The following is a 20,096-nucleotide window of genomic DNA, read 5'->3' as shown; positions in this document are numbered from 1 at the left end:
TTGGTCAAGATGTTAATTGTTGAAGACGTAGAGGATGCCGCTTGGCGGTTCGGCACATGCAACGGTTGAACGAAAACGTTTAAAGTTTCATATTCAACTGAATGACGAGCTTAAAAAGTAAACATGGAACGACCTAAACAGGTTGTTTCATGTTTTTTTATTATTTGAAAAAAGTTGAACAATTTTTCAGAAATCATTCGTCTAAGCTGTAAAATAGGAAAAAGAGGTGAGGAATCGGTGGAACAAATCGTAGCGCAGTACGGCGAATATTTATATCATTTTAGCTATTTATACGTGAAAGATCGTCAGCTTGCAGAGGAAATTACGCAGGATGTTTTATTGAAATTCACGTTACATAAAGAGGATTTTCGCAGTGAGGCTTCGCTAAAAACGTATTTAACACGGATTGCGATTAATTGCTGTCACGATGAATTACGTAAGCAAAAAAGAAAAGCCCTCTTATCTAAACTGATACCTATCCGTAAAAGTGAGCCGTCCAGTGAGCAGGCATATTTAGCAACAGAAAAAACAGCGACGTTAAAAGAATGTGTGTTTGCACTACCCGTGCATTACCGAGAAGTACTGATTTTGTTTTATTACGAAGAATTTAGTGTGTTTGAAATGGCGGATTTATTACAAGTGTCAGAAAACACCGTGCGAACGCGAATTCGTCGAGCGAGGGGATTACTAAAAAACGATCAGGAACTGGAGGCGCTCTTTTATGAAGGAATTTAAATCAAAGTTGCAAAAGGAACTGCAGCACGATGCTCCATTTACAGATGAATTAAAACAGCGGTTACTCGAGACGAAGCCCAAGCAAAAAAAACGTAATTGGCAAGTGATTTCGGTGTCAGTTGCCCTTTGCTGTTTACTTAGTATTATATTATTTGCGCAGTTTGCACCGCAAAAAAGTGTACACACAGCAAGTGAGGGGGAATCACTACTCCCAATCATTAAAGATGCAACTGGGTTAGAAGTGATTGAACATGCATATGCATATTTACTTGGTGAACAATGGATGTTTGGAACGTTTCCATTGGTCGTTGAGCAAGAGGCGCCAATTACGTATGGAGATTATGTCATGTTTTATCTAGAAAATAAAATCATTGTTTCTACCCTCTTTGGCCTAGCGAATAATACGGTTACCATGGATGAGGGACAAGTTCGGGTGAATAATACGGTGTTAAAGGTGCGCGGACTTGGAGAGAAAATGGTGGGTGATACAAAACAGGATCCATTTAAAAACCCATATTATTTTGAGGAGTGGGGGGTGACGTTTACACCGTTTACAAATGAAACGATTAAAACAGCGAACGATGAGCTCGTTGTTTACCACAACAATTACGATGAAAAAAAGCAGGGACTATTAACGATTAAAGAAGCGCAATTAATCGGGAAAGTGACGGCCATTCATGCACCAGATGAATTAGCACTTACGTTAACATCAGAAGAACATGCGGTATATGAGGCGTTCAAAACTGATTATGATTTAGAGCGGTTACGTGATATTTCACCTGTTACGATTGTGAAAATGTTTATCTTCAGTGACATCGAGCAAGACTTTAAAACGTATGAAGCACTTTATACAACTGTAGAAAATAAAGAGACACTTGAAGTGAAAGCATACTATGAAAAAACAAAAGCAGTACGGAAGCAGATGTTTACACCTGAACTGAATCGTCTATCAATTGCAAGATACTTTAATGGAATAGAGAATGCAACGTTTGAGCAAGAGTCTGACACGAAAGGCTGGATCGTCTTTACAGGGGAAAATGGGCTTCCATCTAAGGCGGGAATGGCGAAAAATGAACAAGGGATTTGGCAGCCATCGTTTGGGCGTCCTATTTATACCCCGCTAAATTAAAAAAAGCAGAAACGCATGATTACGCGTTTCTGCTTTTTCTTTAGCACTTTTCTCAAGACAAGCGCCCTTTATAATCCTCGTAGTGGAACGTACGAATAACTTTCATACCTTCTTCTTCATTATAAGAACAAATACTTGGTAAGTTCACACCGTTAAACATATGCGTTTTTACCATTGTGTAGTGCGCCATATCGGTAAACACGAGCTTATCACCCGCTTTTAATGGTTCATCAAACGAATAGTCGCCGATAATGTCACCGGCTAAGCATGTCATGCCACCTAAACGGTATGTGTAGGCTTTTTCATTTGCTTCACCTGAGCCGATAATATGCGCGCGGTACGGCATTTCTAACGTGTCTGGCATATGGCATGTTGCCGAAGAATCAACAATCGCAAGCTCCATACCGTTGTGTACGATATCAAGAACAGTAGCCACTAAGTAGCCCGTATTTAAAGCAATTGCTTCACCTGGCTCTAAAATGACCTTCACATCATACGTTTCTTGAATACGATTAATAAGTTTTACAAGTAGCTCGACATCATAGCCAGGCTTTGTAATATGATGGCCACCACCGAAGTTCACCCATTTCATTTGGTGTAAGTACTGGCCGTATTTTTCTTCAAAATGAACTAAAATACGTTCTAATACATCAGCACCTTGCTCACACATCGCATGGAAGTGAATCCCTTCGACACCATCTAGTTCATCCGGGCGGAATGACTCCACTGGAATGCCTAAGCGTGAGTTAATGTAGCATGGGTCATAAAGTGGTGTTTCCACCTCAGAATAACCAGGGTTCACGCGTAAACCAATCGAAATGTTTTTCTCGTGATTTAGCACTTTGTCTTTGTACTTATTTAATTGGTCAAATGAGTTAAAGACGATGTGATCGACATACGTTAAGTATTCGTCAATTTCGTGTTCCGCGTATGCAGGTGCATAGGCGTGTACTTCCTTGCCGAACTCCTCAAAGCCTAAGCGCGCTTCAAATAAAGAAGACGATGTAATCCCGGCTAAGTAGTTGCGAGCCATTGGGAATGTAGACCACATTGAAAATCCTTTAAGCGCAAGTAAAATTTCGCAACCTGTACGATCTTGAACTGATTTTAAGAGTGTTAAGTTACGCTCGAGTAGGCGTTCGTCAACAACGAAGGCCGGTGAGGGTGCTGTATGCCAGTCAATGCCTGTTTCTTTTTCAAGAGCAGCTGTCATTAAAGGCTTATGATCCTCCTTCACGCTCGCCATTACGCTTTAACCTCAACGTTTTGGCTCGTAAAGTCTAAGTCTACTAATTCAGGATTTTCAGTTTCTTGCCATGGTAAGCCCCATTTATTTAACGCATCCATGAATGGGTCTGGATTGAAGTCTTCTACGTTCCAAACGCCTGGTTTTTGCCATTCGCCGTTCATCACAAGCATTGCCCCGATCATCGCTGGTACACCTGTTGTGTAAGAAATTGCTTGAGAGCCTACTTCACGGTAGCACTCTTGGTGGTCACATACGTTGTATACGTAATATGTTTTTTCTTTGCCATCTTTTAAGCCGCGTACGATACAGCCGATGTTTGTTTTCCCTTTTGTAAGAGGTCCTAACGTTGCTGGGTCTGGTAAAACGGCTTTTAAGAACTGGATTGGTTGAATCATTTGGCCTTGGAATTCGATTGGCTCGATTGACGTCATGCCCACGTTTTCAAGAACATTTAAATGTGTTAAATATTTCTCGCCAAATGTCATCCAAAAGCGGATTTGTTTTAATCCTTTAATATTTTTCGCTAAAGATTCTAATTCTTCATGGTAGAGAAGGTAGCAATCTTTTTCGCCAATTTCAGGTAAGTTGTAGACCATTTTGTGCTCTAAAGGCTTTGTTTCAACCCATTCGCCTTCTTTCCAGAAACGGCCGTTCGCAGTAATTTCGCGAATGTTGATTTCCGGGTTGAAGTTTGTTGCGAATGGAAGGCCGTGGTCGCCACCGTTTGCATCCACGATATCGATATAATGAATTTCATCGAAGTGATGCTTTTGTGCATGCGCAGTGAATACGCCTGTTACACCTGGATCGAAACCAGAACCTAGAAGCGCAGTAATACCAGCTTCTTCAAAGCGCTCTTTATATTCCCATTGCCATTTATATTCAAATTTCGCAGTCTCTAACGGTTCATAGTTCGCCGTATCGATATAATGCGTCTTAGTTGCTAAACATGCATCCATAATTGTTAAGTCTTGATATGGTAAAGCTACGTTGATCACCACATCTGGTTTAAATCCATTGATTAAGTCAATTAGCTCTTCTGTGTTATCCGCATCCACCTGTGCTGTGTGAATAATCGTTTTCCCACCGTCTAATTTTTCCTTCAAAGCATCGCACTTAGATTTTGTTCGGCTTGCGATCATAATCTCCTCGAAACTTTCCGCGTTTTGTACACATTTATGTACCACTACGCTAGCGACACCGCCAGCTCCAATAATCAATGCTTTACCCAATTTCTTGTCACGCTCCCAATCATTTTTTATTGTTGTTTCACTGAAACAAGATTGATTATATAAAATAGTATGAAAGTTAGCAATTGTGTTTTTTAATTTTTTTCAGGAATGTATCAATTGTGAAAAAATTTCACTATTTCCCATTGTCTTTAAGTGTTGTGAATTTGATAGTAATGATATATGAAAAAAACAAGTCAAAAAAACCTAGTGATGTGGAACCACTAGGTGAACGATTATTTTGCTGTTTGTTTTTGAAGCAATGCATCTTTATTTGTGACAGCATCGACTGCATCGTAAATTGTGCTTTCGAAATGGTTGACTTGAAGTGATGTGACACCTTGAATTGTCGTGCCGCCTGGTGAGCACACCTGATCGATTAACGCCCATGGATGTGAATCGGATTCGAGCACCATTTTGGCACTTCCAAGTACAGAGCTTGCTGCAATTTCTAATGCCATATCTTTTGGCATTCCTTCGCGAACTGCTGCACGTGCTAAAGAATCGATATAAAGATAAGTAAATGCAGGCGAAGCACAGCCAATCGTCGTAAAAATAGAGAATAGTTTTTCAGGTAGTTCGACAATCGTTCCAACTGTTGAAAATAATTGCTCTACAAGTGCTTTTTGTGAATCAGTTGCCGAAAGGGTAGAGAAGCAGCTTGTTGAAGCACCAATTGTTGCATTAATATTCGGCATCACACGGAAAATTGGTGTGCTTTGACCGAGTTGATCATGTAAATACTCAAGTGATTTACCGGCTGCGATTGAAATAATTACATGATTGTCTGTTAGGTGCTGCTGAATCGTAGGTATGACATCTTCAAACATTTGAGGTTTGACTGCTATAATAATAACGTCAACTTCCTGCATTAATTGTTCGATTGAAGAAGCCGCTTGAATTGCATATTTATTTACTAATTTTGTTGTCTTTTCCGAAGAACGGTTAATTCCGTATACATCTGTAGGGGCAAATTGATCACTCGTAATCATCCCGTGAATGATGGCACTTGCCATATTTCCAAGCCCAATAAATCCATATTTCATGTAAAGTTTTCCTTCTTTCTAACATAGCTATCTACTAAAATGTGCATAGCGATTAGTATACAATAGACAACAAAGAAAACAAAATGATAGTGATTCCTGCCTTTAGAAGATTATTTTAAAATAGAAAAAGCGATACTAACGAATTAGCATCGCAAAGGGGGTTATAAGAAGTAAGCATTTTTAATACCAACGGGCCAATCAACATATTGTCCAGTATCTGTTTTTACTTCAAGCACAAGTGTTTCATTTTCAATCGCTTCAAGTAGCCAGTTACTATATAATAGCATGGGGTTTTCATCCTGTACTAACGCTTTTAATTCATTGTTCGTAATGGATAAAATTTCATATTCACATGTAATGTTGATATGTTGTGGGACAACCATTAACGCACCGATTTTAATGGTACCTGGAATTGTCCCATCAATTTGAATAATATTTGTGGTCACTACTTGCTTTTTGTAATCGACAAATGTTTCAGTAATGAAGTCGAATTTCACTGGATACTCAGCATCGTTGACGATCGCTGTACTACGGCTAACAACAGAAATCGGTAAATTTTCTACTGATTTTTCAAATCGTGGCTTAAAATCTAATAAGACGTTTTGAGAAAGTACAACCATAAAGTAACACTCCTTTAAAATGAATTAGATTATTAATGGAATCGAACGGGAATAATGAATTAGTAAACACGAAAAAAGATGGAAAAAATATCTAACTTGGTTCTTAGTATATACAATTTTCAAACGATGTAAATTATTTCAAGTGTTAAAATTATGAACTTTTATGGCATTTTAAAAAAATATTAGCGTAAAATAGTATTATGCGAACTAAAGGATGTAAGCCATTAATGGAGCTGATAGAGATGAAAAATAAAAAAGAACAACGTAAGGTCATTTTATTTCCTGGTATGGTTGAACGTCTGTTTAATGAAGCGAAAGCTTTCGCAGAGGAAAATCGCTTTGAGGAGGCAAATGACTTATTTGAACAGGCACTCACGTTAGACGAGGGGGACGAATTATCGTTAAGTGTGTTTGCCTACTCGCTATATGAGGCGAAAAATTATGATCGTGCAAAAGAGATTTGTGAAGATATACTTGCGAAGGGCCCTAGTATGTATTTTGAAGTAATGGAACTGTATTTAACCATTTGCATGCAACTACGCCAATTTAAACAAGTAGAAAAAATCATTCAGTCTCTATTAGAGGAAGAGGTTATTCCACCAGAAGAAATTGAAAAGTTTCAACGGTTAAAAAATTTAAACGAAGAAATTGCACAAAATCAAGACGCATATTATGAGCAAGCTGAGATCGAAGATGATGAAGTGTTTGAAGCAACGCAATTCTTAGGCTTGCCTGTGCAGCAACAATTATTACAAATTCACGAAATGACAGAAAAAAATATCCGCCCATTAGTAGAAGAAATTAAAACCATTATTGAAACAGAATCGGTGCATCCATTCATTCAAAGCTTACTTCTTATTTTATTAGTAGAGCAGCAAGTAAATGTAGACATTGCGATTACGAAGTTTGAAAAGATGGCTACCGTAAACCCTTCACAGCTTGAGCTCCCAACAAAGCTCCCTCAATTTCAAGCTGTTACAGCAAAAATTACGGAAATGTTAGAACGACATCCATCAATGCTAGAAGTTTTAGGGCATTTACTAGCAAAACATGCAATTGTACTGTACCCATTCGAATGGATTGGTTATAATAATGAGGATGTAGCGGTAGGCTATGTTGAATTTGTGAAAATGATGTTTGGTGAATTAACAGAGACGAATCATGAATTTGTTGATTTTTTACAAAAATTAGAATATATGTCGGATTTACAACGGTAGTGAAAAAAGTTGAAACATTGTGCATCTATGTTATACTAAAATGGTTGTCAAACAATATATATGACAGTTTGTAAATCAAACGAATGTTAACTTTGGAGGTAATATACATGTCAGTAAAATGGGAAAAACAAGAAGGTAATCAAGGCTTATTAACAGTTACTGTACCAGCTACAGAAGTGGATAATGCTTTAGACCAAGCTTTCAAAAAAGTAGTTAAACAAATCAACGTACCAGGTTTCCGTAAAGGGAAAATGCCTCGTCCAGTATTTGAAAAAATGTATGGCGTAGAAGCATTATACCAAGATGCTTTAGAAATCGTTATTAACGGTTCTTACCCAACAGCATTAGACGAAGCTGGTATCGAGCCAGTTGACTACCCAGAAGTTTCTGGTACTGAAAACTTCGCTAAAGGTACTGACTTCACTTACACTGCAACAGTAACAGTGAAACCAGAACCAAAATTAGGCGATTACAAAGGTTTAGAAGTAACTAAACAATCTGCTGAAGTAACTGATGAAGAGATCCAATCTATGATTGACGCTCAATTAGCTAAAAAAGCAGAATTAGAAATTAAAGAAGATGAAGCGATCGTTGAAGGCGATACAGCTGTAATCGATTTCGAAGGTTTCGTAGGTGAAGAAGCATTCGAAGGTGGTAAAGGTGAAGATTACCCACTTGAAATCGGTTCTGGTTCATTCATCCCAGGCTTCGAAGAGCAATTAGTAGGTACTAAATCTGGCGAAACTAAAGACGTAACAGTTACTTTCCCAGAAGAATACCACGCTGCTGAATTAGCAGGTAAAGAAGCGAAATTCGTAGTAACAGTTAAAGAAGTTAAAACGAAAGTTTTACCAGAATTAACAGATGAGTTCGCAAAAGAAATCGACCCAGAAGTTGAAACGGTTGAAGCTTTAAAAGCTAAATTAACAGAAACTACAAAAGCTAACAAAGAAGCTGACGCAGAAGCAACATTGCGCGATGAGTTAGTTGAAAAAGCTGCTGAAAATGCAGAAGTTGAAATTCCACAAGGTATGATCAACACAGAAGTTGACCGTATGATCCAAGAATTTGGTCAACGTTTACAAACTCAAGGTATGAATCTAGACCTTTACTACCAATTCTCAGGTCAAGACGAAGCTGCATTACGTACACAAATGGCTGAAGAAGCTGCTAACCGCGTAAAAGTATCTTTAGTATTAGAAGCAATCGGTCAAGCTGAAAGCATCGAAGTTACTGAAGAAGAAATCAATGCAGAAATCGAAAAAATGGCTACTCAATTTGGTATGAACAAAGACCAAATCTTAACTGCTTTAGGTGGTACATCAATCCTTGCGAATGATATCCGCACTCAAAAAACAGTTGAGTTATTAGTAGAAAACGCTAAAATTAACTAATTTTAATATGAATCCATTTCATTAAACTATTTATTTACCATGGAAATGAATAAATAGCGGTTTAATCGCGTTCATATTTGGGCTACCGTCTATCTACTAATGCGAATCGAACTAAATCAGATGAAATGAATGACAAGGTACGGTTTTTTCCGTACCTTGTTTTATCACATAAGCGTTTAAAGTTTATACATACTAGAAAAATGTGCAATAATACATACATGTGATTTTTATTCTTTTATTATGGTAAATATAATGAAAGTGCAAAATTATTCTATTTATCTAGCATTTTTCCAATATTGAACTATAATAACTGATAACAACGAGGCAACAAGGTGCAGTCAATTTATTTGATAAAACGAATAGAATCTTGTAAGATTGTTGCTTGAATAGGGGTGAACCGAATTGTTTAAATTTAATGATGAAAAAGGCAATTTAAAATGCTCTTTTTGTGGTAAGCCACAAGAACAAGTTCGAAAGCTGGTTGCAGGACCAGGTGTTTATATTTGTGATGAATGTATCGAATTATGTTCAGAGATCGTAGTAGAGGAACTTGGTATCGAAGAAGAAATTGAATTCCAAGATATTCCGAAGCCTAAAGAAATTTTAAATATTTTAGGTGAATACGTAATCGGGCAAGAACGTGCAAAAAAAGCATTAGCGGTTGCTGTATATAATCACTACAAGCGCATTAATTCAAATTCAAAAATTGATGACGTAGAATTAGCAAAATCGAACATCGTATTAATAGGACCTACTGGTAGTGGTAAAACATTACTTGCTCAAACGTTAGCACGTATTCTGAATGTGCCATTTGCTATTGCAGATGCAACAAGCTTAACTGAAGCTGGTTACGTTGGTGAGGATGTAGAAAACATCTTATTAAAATTAATCCAAGCTGCCGATTATGATATCGAGCGCGCTGAAAAAGGGATTATTTACATCGATGAAATCGATAAAGTAGCACGTAAATCTGAAAACCCATCGATTACACGCGATGTTTCAGGTGAAGGTGTACAACAAGCATTACTTAAAATTCTAGAAGGTACAGTAGCAAGCGTTCCTCCACAAGGCGGACGTAAGCATCCACACCAAGAATTTTTACAAATTGATACATCTAGCATCCTATTTATCGTAGGTGGTGCATTTGACGGTATCGAATCTATTATTAAACGTCGTCAAGGCGAAAAAGTAATCGGCTTCGGCTCAAACCCGAACAAAGAGAACGAGGAAGACGGTTCATTAATGGCTCAGTTAATTCCTGAAGACTTATTAAAATTCGGTTTAATTCCAGAGTTTATTGGTCGTTTACCAGTTTTAGCGACATTAGAGCAATTAAATGTTGATGCATTAGTTCAAATCTTAACAGAGCCGAAAAATGCATTAGCAAAACAATATCAAAAAATGTTAGAGCTTGATGAAGTAGAACTAGAGTTCGAACCTGATGCGTTAGTTGAAATTGCAAAATTAGCAATTGAGCGTAAAACAGGTGCACGTGGCTTACGTTCAATCATCGAAGCGACAATGTTAGATGTGATGTTCGAATTACCATCTCGTGAAGACATTAAAAAATGTGTCATCACAGCAGAAACAATTCGCGACAAGGCTGAACCAAAACTATTATTAGAAGACGGTACAGTTTATACAAAAGATGATAATGAAAAAACAACAGCATAATCGCTGAAGTTTTCCAATGATGTAGCTGACTTAGACTTCATAAACAAGTCCAAAGTCAGCTTTTTCTTACAAATAGAAAATACATATTGGCGATGAAAATTTTATCAATAGCTGACACATACTACAAATGCGGGTTTTTTTTAAAGATTCGGATGGAGGTGAATACCCGCGTGACGAAAAAATTAACGAATATGCCAGTTTTACCTTTAAGAGGACTTTTAGTATACCCCACAATGGTTTTACATATTGATGTGGGACGTGAGCGTTCAATCGCTGCACTAGAACATGCAATGTTAGGAGATAGCACAATCTTTTTAGTTACACAAAAAGATTTACGTGTTGAAGCTCCGGTAAAATCAGACTTGTTTGAAATGGGTACATTAGCAAAAGTGAAGCAAATGCTAAAATTACCAAACGGTACACTACGCATTTTAGTAGAGGGCTTACACCGAGCAAAAATGCTGAGCTATGAAGAATCAGATAAATTTACAATTGCTGACCTAGAGATTTTTGAGGACGAAACGTATAAAGATTCTGAAACAGAAGCATTAATGCGTACGGTATTAACCTACTTCGAAAAATATGCAAAATCGTCGAACAAAATTACGACAGAAACAATTGAATCAGTTTTAGACATTGAGCAACCAGGTCGTTTAGCGGATGTCATCACTTCTCATTTACCATTTAAAATCGGTGAAAAACAAGAAGTATTAGCGATTACAAACATTAAAAAACGTTTAGATCATTTAATGATTCGCTTGCATGATGAGCAAGAAATTCTGAACTTAGAAAAGAAAATCAGCTCAAAAGTAAAACAAGCGATGGAGCGCACGCAAAAGGAATACTATTTACGTGAGCAAATGAAAGCCATTCAAACAGAGCTTGGCGATCGCGACGGTAAAACGGGCGAAATTGCGGAGCTTCGTAAAAAAATCGAAGCTGCAGGCATGCCGGAATCGACACAAAAGGTTGCGTTTAAAGAGCTGGATCGTTACGAAAAACTGCCAGCAGCAAGTGCTGAGAGTGGTGTTATTCGTAACTACCTAGAATGGTTAGTGTCAATTCCTTGGAGTGAAAAAACAGAGGACCGCATTGATATTGAGTATGCAGAGGAGATTTTAAACCGCGATCATGATGGCTTAGAAAAAGTCAAAGAGCGAGTGTTAGAATATTTATCTGTGCGTCAATTAATGAATAACTTACGCGGACCGATTCTTTGTTTAGCAGGACCTCCAGGTGTTGGTAAAACAAGCTTAGCGCGTTCAATCGCCGAAAGCTTAGACCGTAAATTTGTGCGTGTATCACTTGGTGGTGTGCGTGATGAATCAGAAATCCGTGGTCACCGCCGTACGTATGTTGGTGCAATGCCGGGTCGTATTATTCAAGGAATGAAAAAAGCAGGGACGACAAATCCTGTATTCTTACTGGATGAAATCGATAAAATGTCGAATGACTTCCGTGGCGACCCATCAGCAGCAATGCTTGAAGTGTTAGATCCTGAGCAAAACAATACGTTCAGCGATCACTACATCGAAGAGCCGTACAATTTACAAGACGTATTATTCATTGCAACAGCGAATGATTTAAGTACAATTCCAGCACCTCTGCTTGACCGTATGGAAGTGATTAATATCGCAGGCTATACCGAGTATGAGAAAGTGGAAATTACAAAAAACCATTTAATTCCTAAGCAAATGACGGAACATGGTTTAAAGAGAGCACAATTACTAATTAAAGATGAAGCAATTACAGATTTAATTCGTTATTATACGCGTGAAGCTGGTGTGCGTGGCCTAGAGCGCCAAGTTGCAACAGTTTGTCGTAAAGCGGCGAAGAAAATCGTTTCTAATGAAAAGAAAAAAGTAACGGTTTCATCAAAAATTTTAGTTGATATGCTAGGTAAACACCGCTTCCGTTACGGTCAAGCCGAAACGGAAAACCAAGTTGGGGTCGCAACAGGTCTTGCGTACACAACGGTTGGTGGCGATACACTTCAAATTGAGGTTTCGTTAACGCCTGGTAAAGGAAAGTTAGTATTAACAGGGAAGCTTGGCGATGTGATGAAGGAATCTGCTCAAATCGCGTTATCATTTGTCCGTACGTTAACAAACAATTTAGGACTAGATGCCGATTATTTCGAGCAGCATGACATTCATATTCACGTTCCAGAAGGTGCTGTACCAAAGGATGGCCCTTCTGCAGGTATTACAATGACAACGGCAATCGTTTCAGCGATTACAGGCAAAGCGATTAAACGCGAAGTCGGTATGACAGGTGAAGTGACGCTTCGTGGTCGTGTCTTACCTATCGGTGGTTTAAAGGAAAAATCGTTAAGTGCTCACCGCGCTGGCTTAACAACGATTATTATTCCGCAAGACAATGAACGTGATATTGATGATATTCCAGAAACAGTTCGTGAGCAGCTCACATTTAAACTAGTGTCGCAAGCTGAAGAAGTATTAGCGATTGCACTAGATGGAGGTTTTAGGAAGTAATGAAAGTCCATAACGTAGAAATGATCGGAAGTTTTGTCCGAGAAGAACAATTCCCAGAAGACGGTTTACCTGAGTTTGCGTTAGCGGGGCGTTCGAATGTCGGCAAATCTTCGTTCATTAATCGTATGATTGGCCGTAAAGCAATGGCACGTATTTCGTCAAAGCCCGGTAAAACGCAACAGTTAAACTTTTATCGTATTGAAGAGCAGCTGTATTTCGTTGACGTACCAGGCTATGGTTACGCGAAAGTGTCAAAATCTGAACGCGCAGCATGGGGGAAAATGATTGAAAAGTACTTCATGGGCCGCGAGCAGTTACGTGCAGTTGTGCTAATCATCGATATCCGCCACAATCCAACAAATGATGACCAAATGATGTATGATTTCTTAAAGCATTACAACATTCCAGTAATCGTTGTTGCGACAAAGGCAGACAAAATCCCGAAAGGTAAATGGGATAAACACAAAAAGATTGTCCGCGAAGTATTACAAATGGAACGAGAAGATCCGTTATTAATCTTCTCTTCAGAAAAAGGTCTTGGTTTTGAAGAAGCTTGGGCTGAAATCGAAGGACGTTTTTAAGTGGAAAAAAGCAATCTCACTTTTTTGGTGGGATTGCTTTTTTTATATGCAAAAATGAGCAATTGACTTCTCAAATCTATATTAAATACTTGATATTTATGCGTATTTGTCGATAAAAGGTGTAGGGAGGTGCTAGAGATGGATATTGCAGCATTAGCAATGTCGATGAAACAGGCAGAATTAATGCAAAACGTTTCATTGGCTGTTACAAAACAAACGTTGGAATTTCAAGAGCAATCTACAGAACAGTTACTTGAAATTTTAGATGCTCCACACCCAACATTAGGTCACACGATTGATGTGTCAATATAAATATACAATCAAATCCACGGATGGTATTCAATGAACTATTTTACAATCCATTTTGATATAATTATTACAGGGAATTAATATAAGAGGGGGAAAGTAAGTTGCTAAAGAAATGGGCAATAGCGTTATTGGCAATTATGGTTGTTTTAGCAATTTTTCCAATGGGAAAGACAGCTGAGGCAGCAACTACATATACTTTTGTAAGCGCACAATATACAGAAACTGAAGCAAAAGATGGTACGGTGACACGTACGCTAAAATCGATCACATTGAAAAATAATAGTGGTACATTAGGTACATTCCAAGTAGCCAATACAAACCAGTTTTACATTAATAATACGTTAACAACGATTGAAGGCTTTAAAAACGGGATGACCGTTACAATAACGACAAAACTTAATAAAATCAAAGAAATGCGAGCTTTAACAAATGTTGAGGATGGCTCAATTGTTGCAAATACAAAGCAATTAACAGGTACGGTTACATCGGTAGATCCGAACGGCTTACAACTTCAAGTGAAGGTGGATGGCTCTTCTGCAAAGAATTATTCGATTTCAAGTAGTACAGAAGTGTTCAAAAATAACGGATCTGTTGATGTGAGTGCAATTTATGTTGGTGACCGTGTGCGCTTAAAGTTTGCAACGGCAAAAACGTCTCGTATAGCCGAAATTTATATTATTAGTTCAGCGGCATTAGTTGAAGAATTATATAAGGCAAACGTGAATTCAGTTAACACTACGAAAAATTCAATGGTTGTTAAAAATATACACCCATTATTGAATTGGCGCTTTGGCACAGATACGACAACAGCGCAAAAGACATATACATTTACAAATAAGACTTCGATTTATGTAGGCAATAAAAAAATTTCAAAGGCACAGTTAAAGAACTATAAAAATAGTGAAATTTATTTTGTAACGAAAAAACAATTTAGCAAAGAAGTCGTAGATAAAATGATTGTCTTAGCTAAAAATGAACGAACGTACTATCAACCTATTGATCGTGTATCGTTAAATGTCAACACGTTGACATTACGTAATACATTAAAAATTCAATATCATAAAGGTTCGATTTTAATTCGTAATGGGCGTCTAGTAGAGCCGGAGGGGTTAATTTCATTAGGTTCAAATCAATCGCCAATTGCTACTACGGCATTTGTATTAACGGATGGTGCAACGAAAAGTGAGTATGCTCATGTTGTAAACATTTCAAATGATGCATTTATTGCTCCAAACTTATCAAAATATGACCTATACTTTGGTCGTATTGATGTAGCTGATGTAGGTGCTTATCAGGTGGAATTATCAAATTTAGAACACTTTAATAATCATTTCTGGAATTCGAATAGCACAATTACACCGTTTGCATTTAGTAATTCAACTATTGCTTCAGAAATCGACCGTTCTTCAAAATTCAAAGTAATTCCTGAGCTTGATTTAGATTTATATGATAGCTATTCAAACTCACCAAATCCGTATTACGGGTATTTTTATGTAAATGATGGTCATATTCAAGGGATTCACTTTGTTCCTGGTGAAAAACTTGCAACATTAACGTTAACAGGACGCGTTGACTCGGTGAACTATAGTACACAAAAAATATCGATAAAAGATAGTAGCCAATGGAATAGAGATGGTAGCTGGAGCTCACGCTATGGTGCGTTATCGATTGATGTATCGAAAGCGATGATTGTGAAAAACGGTAAAGTTATCACTATTAATGACGTGAAAGCAACAGATCATATTACTGCAATAGCTAGTTCAACATCAAACGTATATGTATTAATGGTAAATGAATAAAGTATCTGGCATGAAGGTATACACCCTTCATGCCAATCATTATTTCATGAGTAGCAATAATCTATGTATTTATATGAAATGAGGGAAGTATGCGTGAACAAGAAGTTTAAGCTTTTGTTTCTGTTAAGCAGTTCGTTTGTGTTGATGCTGTTACTAGCAGTACCACTTAAAGGTTCAGCTCAATCGATTGATTTTTCAGGTGGCATAAAAAATGAGTATGAATATGAAGAATACTTTTTCTTGACAGGCCAACCGGTTAAATTCACTGGAACGAATAAGGCAGTTACTGTAACCACGAAGGAAAGTAAAGGCAAGCTTACAGAAACCTATAAATTAACGCTGACAGGTCCTAATGGTGAAAAATTATCGCGAAATTTTGCCTATACATATGATGTAACAAATTATGAACAAATTGGGCAAAGCACAGCAACGGGAACAGTTACAAAATTCACAGAAAAAGTAACGATTGGTTCACAGACGTTTACGCTGTTAGATTATCAGCTTTCAGATAGTACTGTTACAGACAAACGTCCAGCTTCTGACTATTATGCAGGCAATGCGATTGCACGAAAAACGTATTCAGTTGTATCAGCTGAAGGCGGTAGAGGGAAATCATCGACAACGCAAACAATTACCGTGCATATTGATAGTCGTGACGAAGGTTATGAAAACTTCTGGGGTGCTACGGAAACCCAAACAAACGAAATCGAAATTCATTTTGCTAATGGAACGGTAGGCATTGTTAAAAATAAAGTTTCTACGGCTAAATCACGCACATTAGAGTACAACGAAAGCGAAGCGAGTTTATCGAGTTTTGATGGGAACTATAAAACAATTAGCTCAGCCGATACATTGTCAGAGTATGAATTTGATTTACCGAATGCTAGTGGGAAAGTAGCGATTGATATTGCGTATATGCCATTAATCGAAATGCTAAAAATCCCGAAATTCCGTGACCTTTCATCAAGTTGGGCACGTGAGGAAATTGAAAAGTTATATTCTTTAGGTATTTTAGATGACGAATCGAATTTCTTCTCTCCGAATACGCCAGCTGAGCGCTATGATTTTGCAATTGCAATTGGTAAAGCAATTGACATTCGTGTATTAGAGAATACGAAGAAAAAAACACCAACAAAGACGATTTTTAAAGATGTAAAACGTACAGTCAAAGATCACAATTATCTGGTAGCAGCTGTGAATAAAGGCGTTATTAAAGGAATTACCCTTGAAACGTTTGAACCAGATAGCTTTTTAACACGTGAGCAAGCTGCAACAATTATGGTGCGTGCATTGGGTCTTGAACAAAAAGCACCAGATCCAAATTTTGCTACCCATTATAAGGATGACAAGAAAATTTCAGACTACGCACGTGATTCAGTGTATGTTGCAACAGAAATCGGTCTCTTAGAAGGAAAAGACAATAACACATTCGATCCAAGAGGGAAGTTAACACGTGCAGAATCAGCTGCAATTATTGAACGCTTCTTACGCTATTTAGAAGCAGACTTAAAAGAAAACTATCGTGACAATATTCTGTTCTTCAACTAGGGAGGTACTTTTATGAAAAAACTAAAGCGTTATATGGCGCTTGTTTTATCAAGCGTTCTCATTCTTTCGTTAATGTTGCCATTTAGTGCTTCACCAGTTGAAGCGGCTAATACAAAAATTGCGGATATTCCGACAACAAATGCGAAATATACTGCAATCAAATGGGTTATCGATAACAACTATTTAGAAATTAAGCCAGGTAATAAATTTCAACCAAGTGATGCTGTTTCGGAATTAGAATTAATAAAGGCATTTTCTAAACTAGATCAAAACTTCCAATTTGATCTTTCAACAATGGATACAAACCAAAATGATTTTTACTATAATTACTACGGCAATTTAAATATCCCACTGTACGGTGTAACAAACAAAAGTAAACGTTCAGCTACATTATCACGTGGTCAGTTTGCACGTATTTATGCAGCAGCAAGCGGTTTAGACTTATCGGAAATTCAAGCTGTACGTTATTTGTACATGAATGATATTACAGTTGGGACAACGGGCAAGAAAACATATGAAGATTATGTGCCGAATAATACATTAAAACGTGGAGACTTTGCGATTTTTATGTATCGTATTCATAACCAAGGTAAGCTTGAAATTGAAGGCTTAGCAACTACTGCTGCAGGAAAAGACAATAACAAAATTACGTTACCAACAAATTTTGTTACATCTAAAAATAGCACAGTAAATATTCCAACAACACCTGGGCAAAGTACAAATGATAAACAAACACGACCAGATATCTATAAAGCTGTAAAAAGTATTTCTGTAGCAAATGAAGAGTTGATTGCCAATGGAGTCGATTCAACACTCATTTCGATTGATTTACGAGATAGCTATGGGAATGATATTTCGTATGAGGAGTCATTAGCGTTTAAAGTGACATCGGTGGCAGGTGCAAAAGTTTCGGATACAAATACAAGTACAGGTAAAGAAGCAACAACTGTGTATACGGATGGTCCGCACTTAAATGTATTTGTCACAGCACCAGCATCATCTAAATCGTTAGTAGATACGATTCGCTTTGAAATGGTGAACCCGACGGAAAAATATCACACCTATAAAAATCAAGTGATTGAAGCCTCTGTTCGTTACATACCAAAAGCAGAGCTACGTGTGACGTATGAAGTATATGATCCAGAGCAAACCGAATGGAACAGTGGTAACGTTGACCCGGGTATTAAGCCATTACCCGCATTACCTAGTGGTCTGGTAAATACAGTAACAGTTCCATTTACGCCAAATGGTACAATTGATATAGAAAGTTTCGATGTCGATGAGAAATTAATGACAGGTACAAAATGGGAAATGTATACAAATCAACAAGGGACGTTAACTCAAGGTGACGTCACTTCTGATGAAATTCAATACGGCAATGCTGAGTTGAAATTACACGGACAAATCATTTCTGTACAATTATTCGAACAAATTTTAACTTACATGATTGAGGGCCCTGAAAATGATTCATCATGGGGGGGCTTAGGTTCAGCAAAGGTGACCTATACAATCAATAGTGAGGGGCGTGCTTCTTACGATTTACAAGGCGTCATTAGTGATGAATATACAGCAAAATATGATTCTATGATTCATGCAGTTATTATTTATCTATTAGATAATAATGAGTTTGTCCCGAATTCAGATGGCATTACATTAGCACATGAAGATACAATTAGAGTCATTCAAGCAATGTATGATCGATTAAGTTTAATGGATAAAAACATTTTACAAAAAGAGCGTCCTGAATTAATTGGTAAATTACAAGGGGCCATTTCAAAAATTGAAGTATTACTAAAAGGGAAAGAATTGCAAGAGCGTCCAGAAGGTATGGACCGTTATACAAAGATTATTGTCAATCTAGTAGCGCCAAGTGGTTATATTATTACTGATTACCGCGGTACAGTAGAAGTAACATATAACGGTAAAACTCGTGTCGTATCATTTAATACGAATACAAAGGACTACAATAAAGGAACAGGTAGCCCAGGCTCAGCAGTTGTTTACTTTGATGATATTGTTTATGGTAAATCGGATGTAAAGGTTCGTTTAGTGGATCTAGATGCTCGTTACGATAAAGTAATTGGATCATTAAAAGGGCAAACAATTACGAAAAAGATTTTTGCGAATCAACGTTTTGAGAACAATTTATGTTCAGTAGAATCAGAGGTTATGTTTGTAGTTGACCATTCAGGTTCGATGAATGGTCGTGATCCAGTAAACTTTACAAAAGATAAGGTGAAGCAAACAGCCGCACAATTACAAGCAGACCCAACACATGTATATCGATTTAACACAAAAGCAATCCATGAGGTGACGGATAAGGCAGAAGAAATTGCTCAAATGGATAGCTTGTTAAATCAAAAACGTGGGGGCGGAACAAACATTGTAACATCGTTAAAAACTGCGCTAAATAACTTTACAACGAACGAATATACGAACAAAGCGATTATCTTAATTACAGATGGTTATTCTAATACGAGTGGTTTAGATGATGTGTTACGTACAGCGAAGCAACGCGGCATTGTGATTCATACCGTTTCTGTAGGCTCGTATAAGCAAGTCAATGAAAAGTTGTTAAAAGATATTGCCTCTGAAACGAAAGGCACGTATCAAAATATTTTAGAAATCGAAAATTTACACGGTGCGTTACAATCGATTATTAATTCGATTTTATGTAAAACACCAGTAAGTAATAATAGTTGCTTAGTTGGGGATACACTGTTTAATAATACAGATGTACGAATTGAGACAGAAAAAGTGACGATTATTGCAGATGTGAATACAAGCTGTACAGAAGTAAAAGGTGTTCGTGTTATTTTCTACACAACAAGTGGTAATACGCAATACGATTTACCGGCACGTGGTTCATCGCGTTATATGCATCGACCGAACTTGTATGAGTTCCCAGAATTCGATCTATTTACAGAGGTTGAATTCCAAGCATTAAACGCGGACGGAAATGTCATTGCAATGAAAATTCATAATATGTAAAAAAAATGAGGTTCCGCCAGTAATAATTATGTTGGCGGAACCTTTTTCTAAGCCAAACGCATTGAATTGTTAACGGAACT

General features: G+C 37.5%; 15 protein-coding genes. 11 read left to right on the top strand and 4 right to left on the bottom strand.

Features of this window, described 5'->3' with window-relative positions:
• Positions 1 to 237: 237 nt before the first annotated feature.
• A complete protein-coding gene (locus NSQ62_RS14865; protein ID WP_341320916.1) occupies positions 238 to 735 on the top strand; it encodes a sigma-70 family RNA polymerase sigma factor in 498 nt (165 codons plus the stop codon).
• Positions 722 to 1,864 (top strand): hypothetical protein, encoded by a 1,143-nt coding sequence (locus NSQ62_RS14860; RefSeq protein WP_341320915.1) that lies wholly within the window; start codon positions 722 to 724, stop codon positions 1,862 to 1,864. Before NSQ62_RS14865 ends, NSQ62_RS14860 begins: the two co-directional genes overlap by 14 nt.
• Before the next feature lie 52 nt (positions 1,865 to 1,916).
• On the opposite strand, the gene nspC is transcribed toward NSQ62_RS14860, so the two are convergent.
• The 4 genes from nspC to NSQ62_RS14840 form a co-directional block, all read right to left on the bottom strand.
• Positions 1,917 to 3,077, bottom strand: a complete 1,161-nt coding sequence (nspC, locus tag NSQ62_RS14855) for a carboxynorspermidine decarboxylase (protein WP_341323947.1) — start codon at positions 3,075 to 3,077, stop codon at positions 1,917 to 1,919.
• Between the two features lie 32 nt (positions 3,078 to 3,109).
• Complete coding sequence (locus NSQ62_RS14850; protein ID WP_341320914.1) at positions 3,110 to 4,345, bottom strand: saccharopine dehydrogenase family protein; 1,236 nt, start codon at positions 4,343 to 4,345, stop codon at positions 3,110 to 3,112.
• 233 nt (positions 4,346 to 4,578) lie between these two features.
• Entirely contained in the window at positions 4,579 to 5,388 is an 810-nt protein-coding gene (gene proC / locus NSQ62_RS14845) for a pyrroline-5-carboxylate reductase (RefSeq protein ID WP_341320913.1), read from the bottom strand.
• A 161-nt stretch (positions 5,389 to 5,549) separates the two neighbouring features.
• A complete protein-coding gene (locus NSQ62_RS14840; protein WP_341320912.1) occupies positions 5,550 to 6,008 on the bottom strand; it encodes a hypothetical protein in 459 nt (152 codons plus the stop codon).
• Positions 6,009 to 6,250: 242 nt separating this feature from the next.
• Between NSQ62_RS14840 and NSQ62_RS14835 the strand changes: the two genes are divergently transcribed.
• The 9 genes from NSQ62_RS14835 to NSQ62_RS14795 all read left to right on the top strand — a co-directional run bounded on the left by NSQ62_RS14835 (position 6,251) and on the right by NSQ62_RS14795 (position 20,016).
• Positions 6,251 to 7,225 (top strand): tetratricopeptide repeat protein, encoded by a 975-nt coding sequence (locus NSQ62_RS14835; protein WP_341320911.1) that lies wholly within the window; start codon positions 6,251 to 6,253, stop codon positions 7,223 to 7,225.
• Positions 7,226 to 7,332: 107 nt separating this feature from the next.
• Positions 7,333 to 8,619: a trigger factor gene (tig, locus tag NSQ62_RS14830; RefSeq protein ID WP_341320910.1), complete on the top strand. Its 1,287-nt coding sequence runs from the start codon at positions 7,333 to 7,335 to the stop codon at positions 8,617 to 8,619.
• Between the two features lie 402 nt (positions 8,620 to 9,021).
• A complete protein-coding gene (gene clpX / locus NSQ62_RS14825; RefSeq protein ID WP_341320909.1) occupies positions 9,022 to 10,293 on the top strand; it encodes an ATP-dependent protease ATP-binding subunit ClpX in 1,272 nt (423 codons plus the stop codon).
• Between the two features lie 152 nt (positions 10,294 to 10,445).
• A complete protein-coding gene (gene lon / locus NSQ62_RS14820; protein ID WP_341320908.1) occupies positions 10,446 to 12,788 on the top strand; it encodes an endopeptidase La in 2,343 nt (780 codons plus the stop codon).
• The gene (gene yihA, locus NSQ62_RS14815) at positions 12,788 to 13,369 is read left to right on the top strand and encodes a ribosome biogenesis GTP-binding protein YihA/YsxC (protein WP_341320907.1); all 582 of its coding nucleotides are present in this window, start codon (positions 12,788 to 12,790) and stop codon (positions 13,367 to 13,369) included. The genes lon and yihA overlap by 1 nt, the downstream gene beginning before the upstream one ends.
• A 138-nt stretch (positions 13,370 to 13,507) precedes the next feature.
• The gene (locus NSQ62_RS14810) at positions 13,508 to 13,681 is read left to right on the top strand and encodes a YjfB family protein (protein ID WP_341320906.1); all 174 of its coding nucleotides are present in this window, start codon (positions 13,508 to 13,510) and stop codon (positions 13,679 to 13,681) included.
• 98 nt (positions 13,682 to 13,779) lie between these two features.
• A complete protein-coding gene (locus NSQ62_RS14805; protein ID WP_341320905.1) occupies positions 13,780 to 15,477 on the top strand; it encodes a phosphate ABC transporter ATPase in 1,698 nt (565 codons plus the stop codon).
• A gap of 93 nt (positions 15,478 to 15,570) precedes the next feature.
• Positions 15,571 to 17,025, top strand: a complete 1,455-nt coding sequence (locus tag NSQ62_RS14800; RefSeq protein WP_341320904.1) for an S-layer homology domain-containing protein — start codon at positions 15,571 to 15,573, stop codon at positions 17,023 to 17,025.
• A gap of 12 nt (positions 17,026 to 17,037) precedes the next feature.
• On the top strand, positions 17,038 to 20,016 hold the full coding sequence (locus NSQ62_RS14795) for a vWA domain-containing protein (protein WP_341320903.1): 2,979 nt from the start codon (positions 17,038 to 17,040) through the stop codon (positions 20,014 to 20,016).
• Positions 20,017 to 20,096: the final 80 nt, after the last annotated feature.

Origin of the sequence: Solibacillus sp. FSL H8-0523, assembly GCF_038051985.1 — a bacterium.
GTDB lineage: Bacteria > Bacillota > Bacilli > Bacillales_A > Planococcaceae > Solibacillus.
This window is presented reverse-complemented; position numbering and strand designations above follow the sequence as displayed.

Excerpts from the sequence above, each read along its gene's own strand:
- NSQ62_RS14860 (WP_341320915.1), top strand. The coding sequence starts at position 722 with ATGAAGGAATTTAAATCAAAGTTGCAAAAGGAACTGCAGCACGATGCT.
- nspC (WP_341323947.1), bottom strand. The coding sequence starts at position 3,077 with ATGACAGCTGCTCTTGAAAAAGAAACAGGCATTGACTGGCATACAGCA.
- proC (WP_341320913.1), bottom strand. The coding sequence starts at position 5,388 with ATGAAATATGGATTTATTGGGCTTGGAAATATGGCAAGTGCCATCATT.
- NSQ62_RS14840 (WP_341320912.1), bottom strand. The coding sequence starts at position 6,008 with ATGGTTGTACTTTCTCAAAACGTCTTATTAGATTTTAAGCCACGATTT.
- NSQ62_RS14835 (WP_341320911.1), top strand. The coding sequence starts at position 6,251 with ATGAAAAATAAAAAAGAACAACGTAAGGTCATTTTATTTCCTGGTATG.
- tig (WP_341320910.1), top strand. The coding sequence starts at position 7,333 with ATGTCAGTAAAATGGGAAAAACAAGAAGGTAATCAAGGCTTATTAACA.
- lon (WP_341320908.1), top strand. The coding sequence starts at position 10,446 with ATGGAGGTGAATACCCGCGTGACGAAAAAATTAACGAATATGCCAGTT.
- yihA (WP_341320907.1), top strand. The coding sequence starts at position 12,788 with ATGAAAGTCCATAACGTAGAAATGATCGGAAGTTTTGTCCGAGAAGAA.
- NSQ62_RS14810 (WP_341320906.1), top strand. The coding sequence starts at position 13,508 with ATGGATATTGCAGCATTAGCAATGTCGATGAAACAGGCAGAATTAATG.
- NSQ62_RS14795 (WP_341320903.1), top strand. The coding sequence starts at position 17,038 with ATGAAAAAACTAAAGCGTTATATGGCGCTTGTTTTATCAAGCGTTCTC.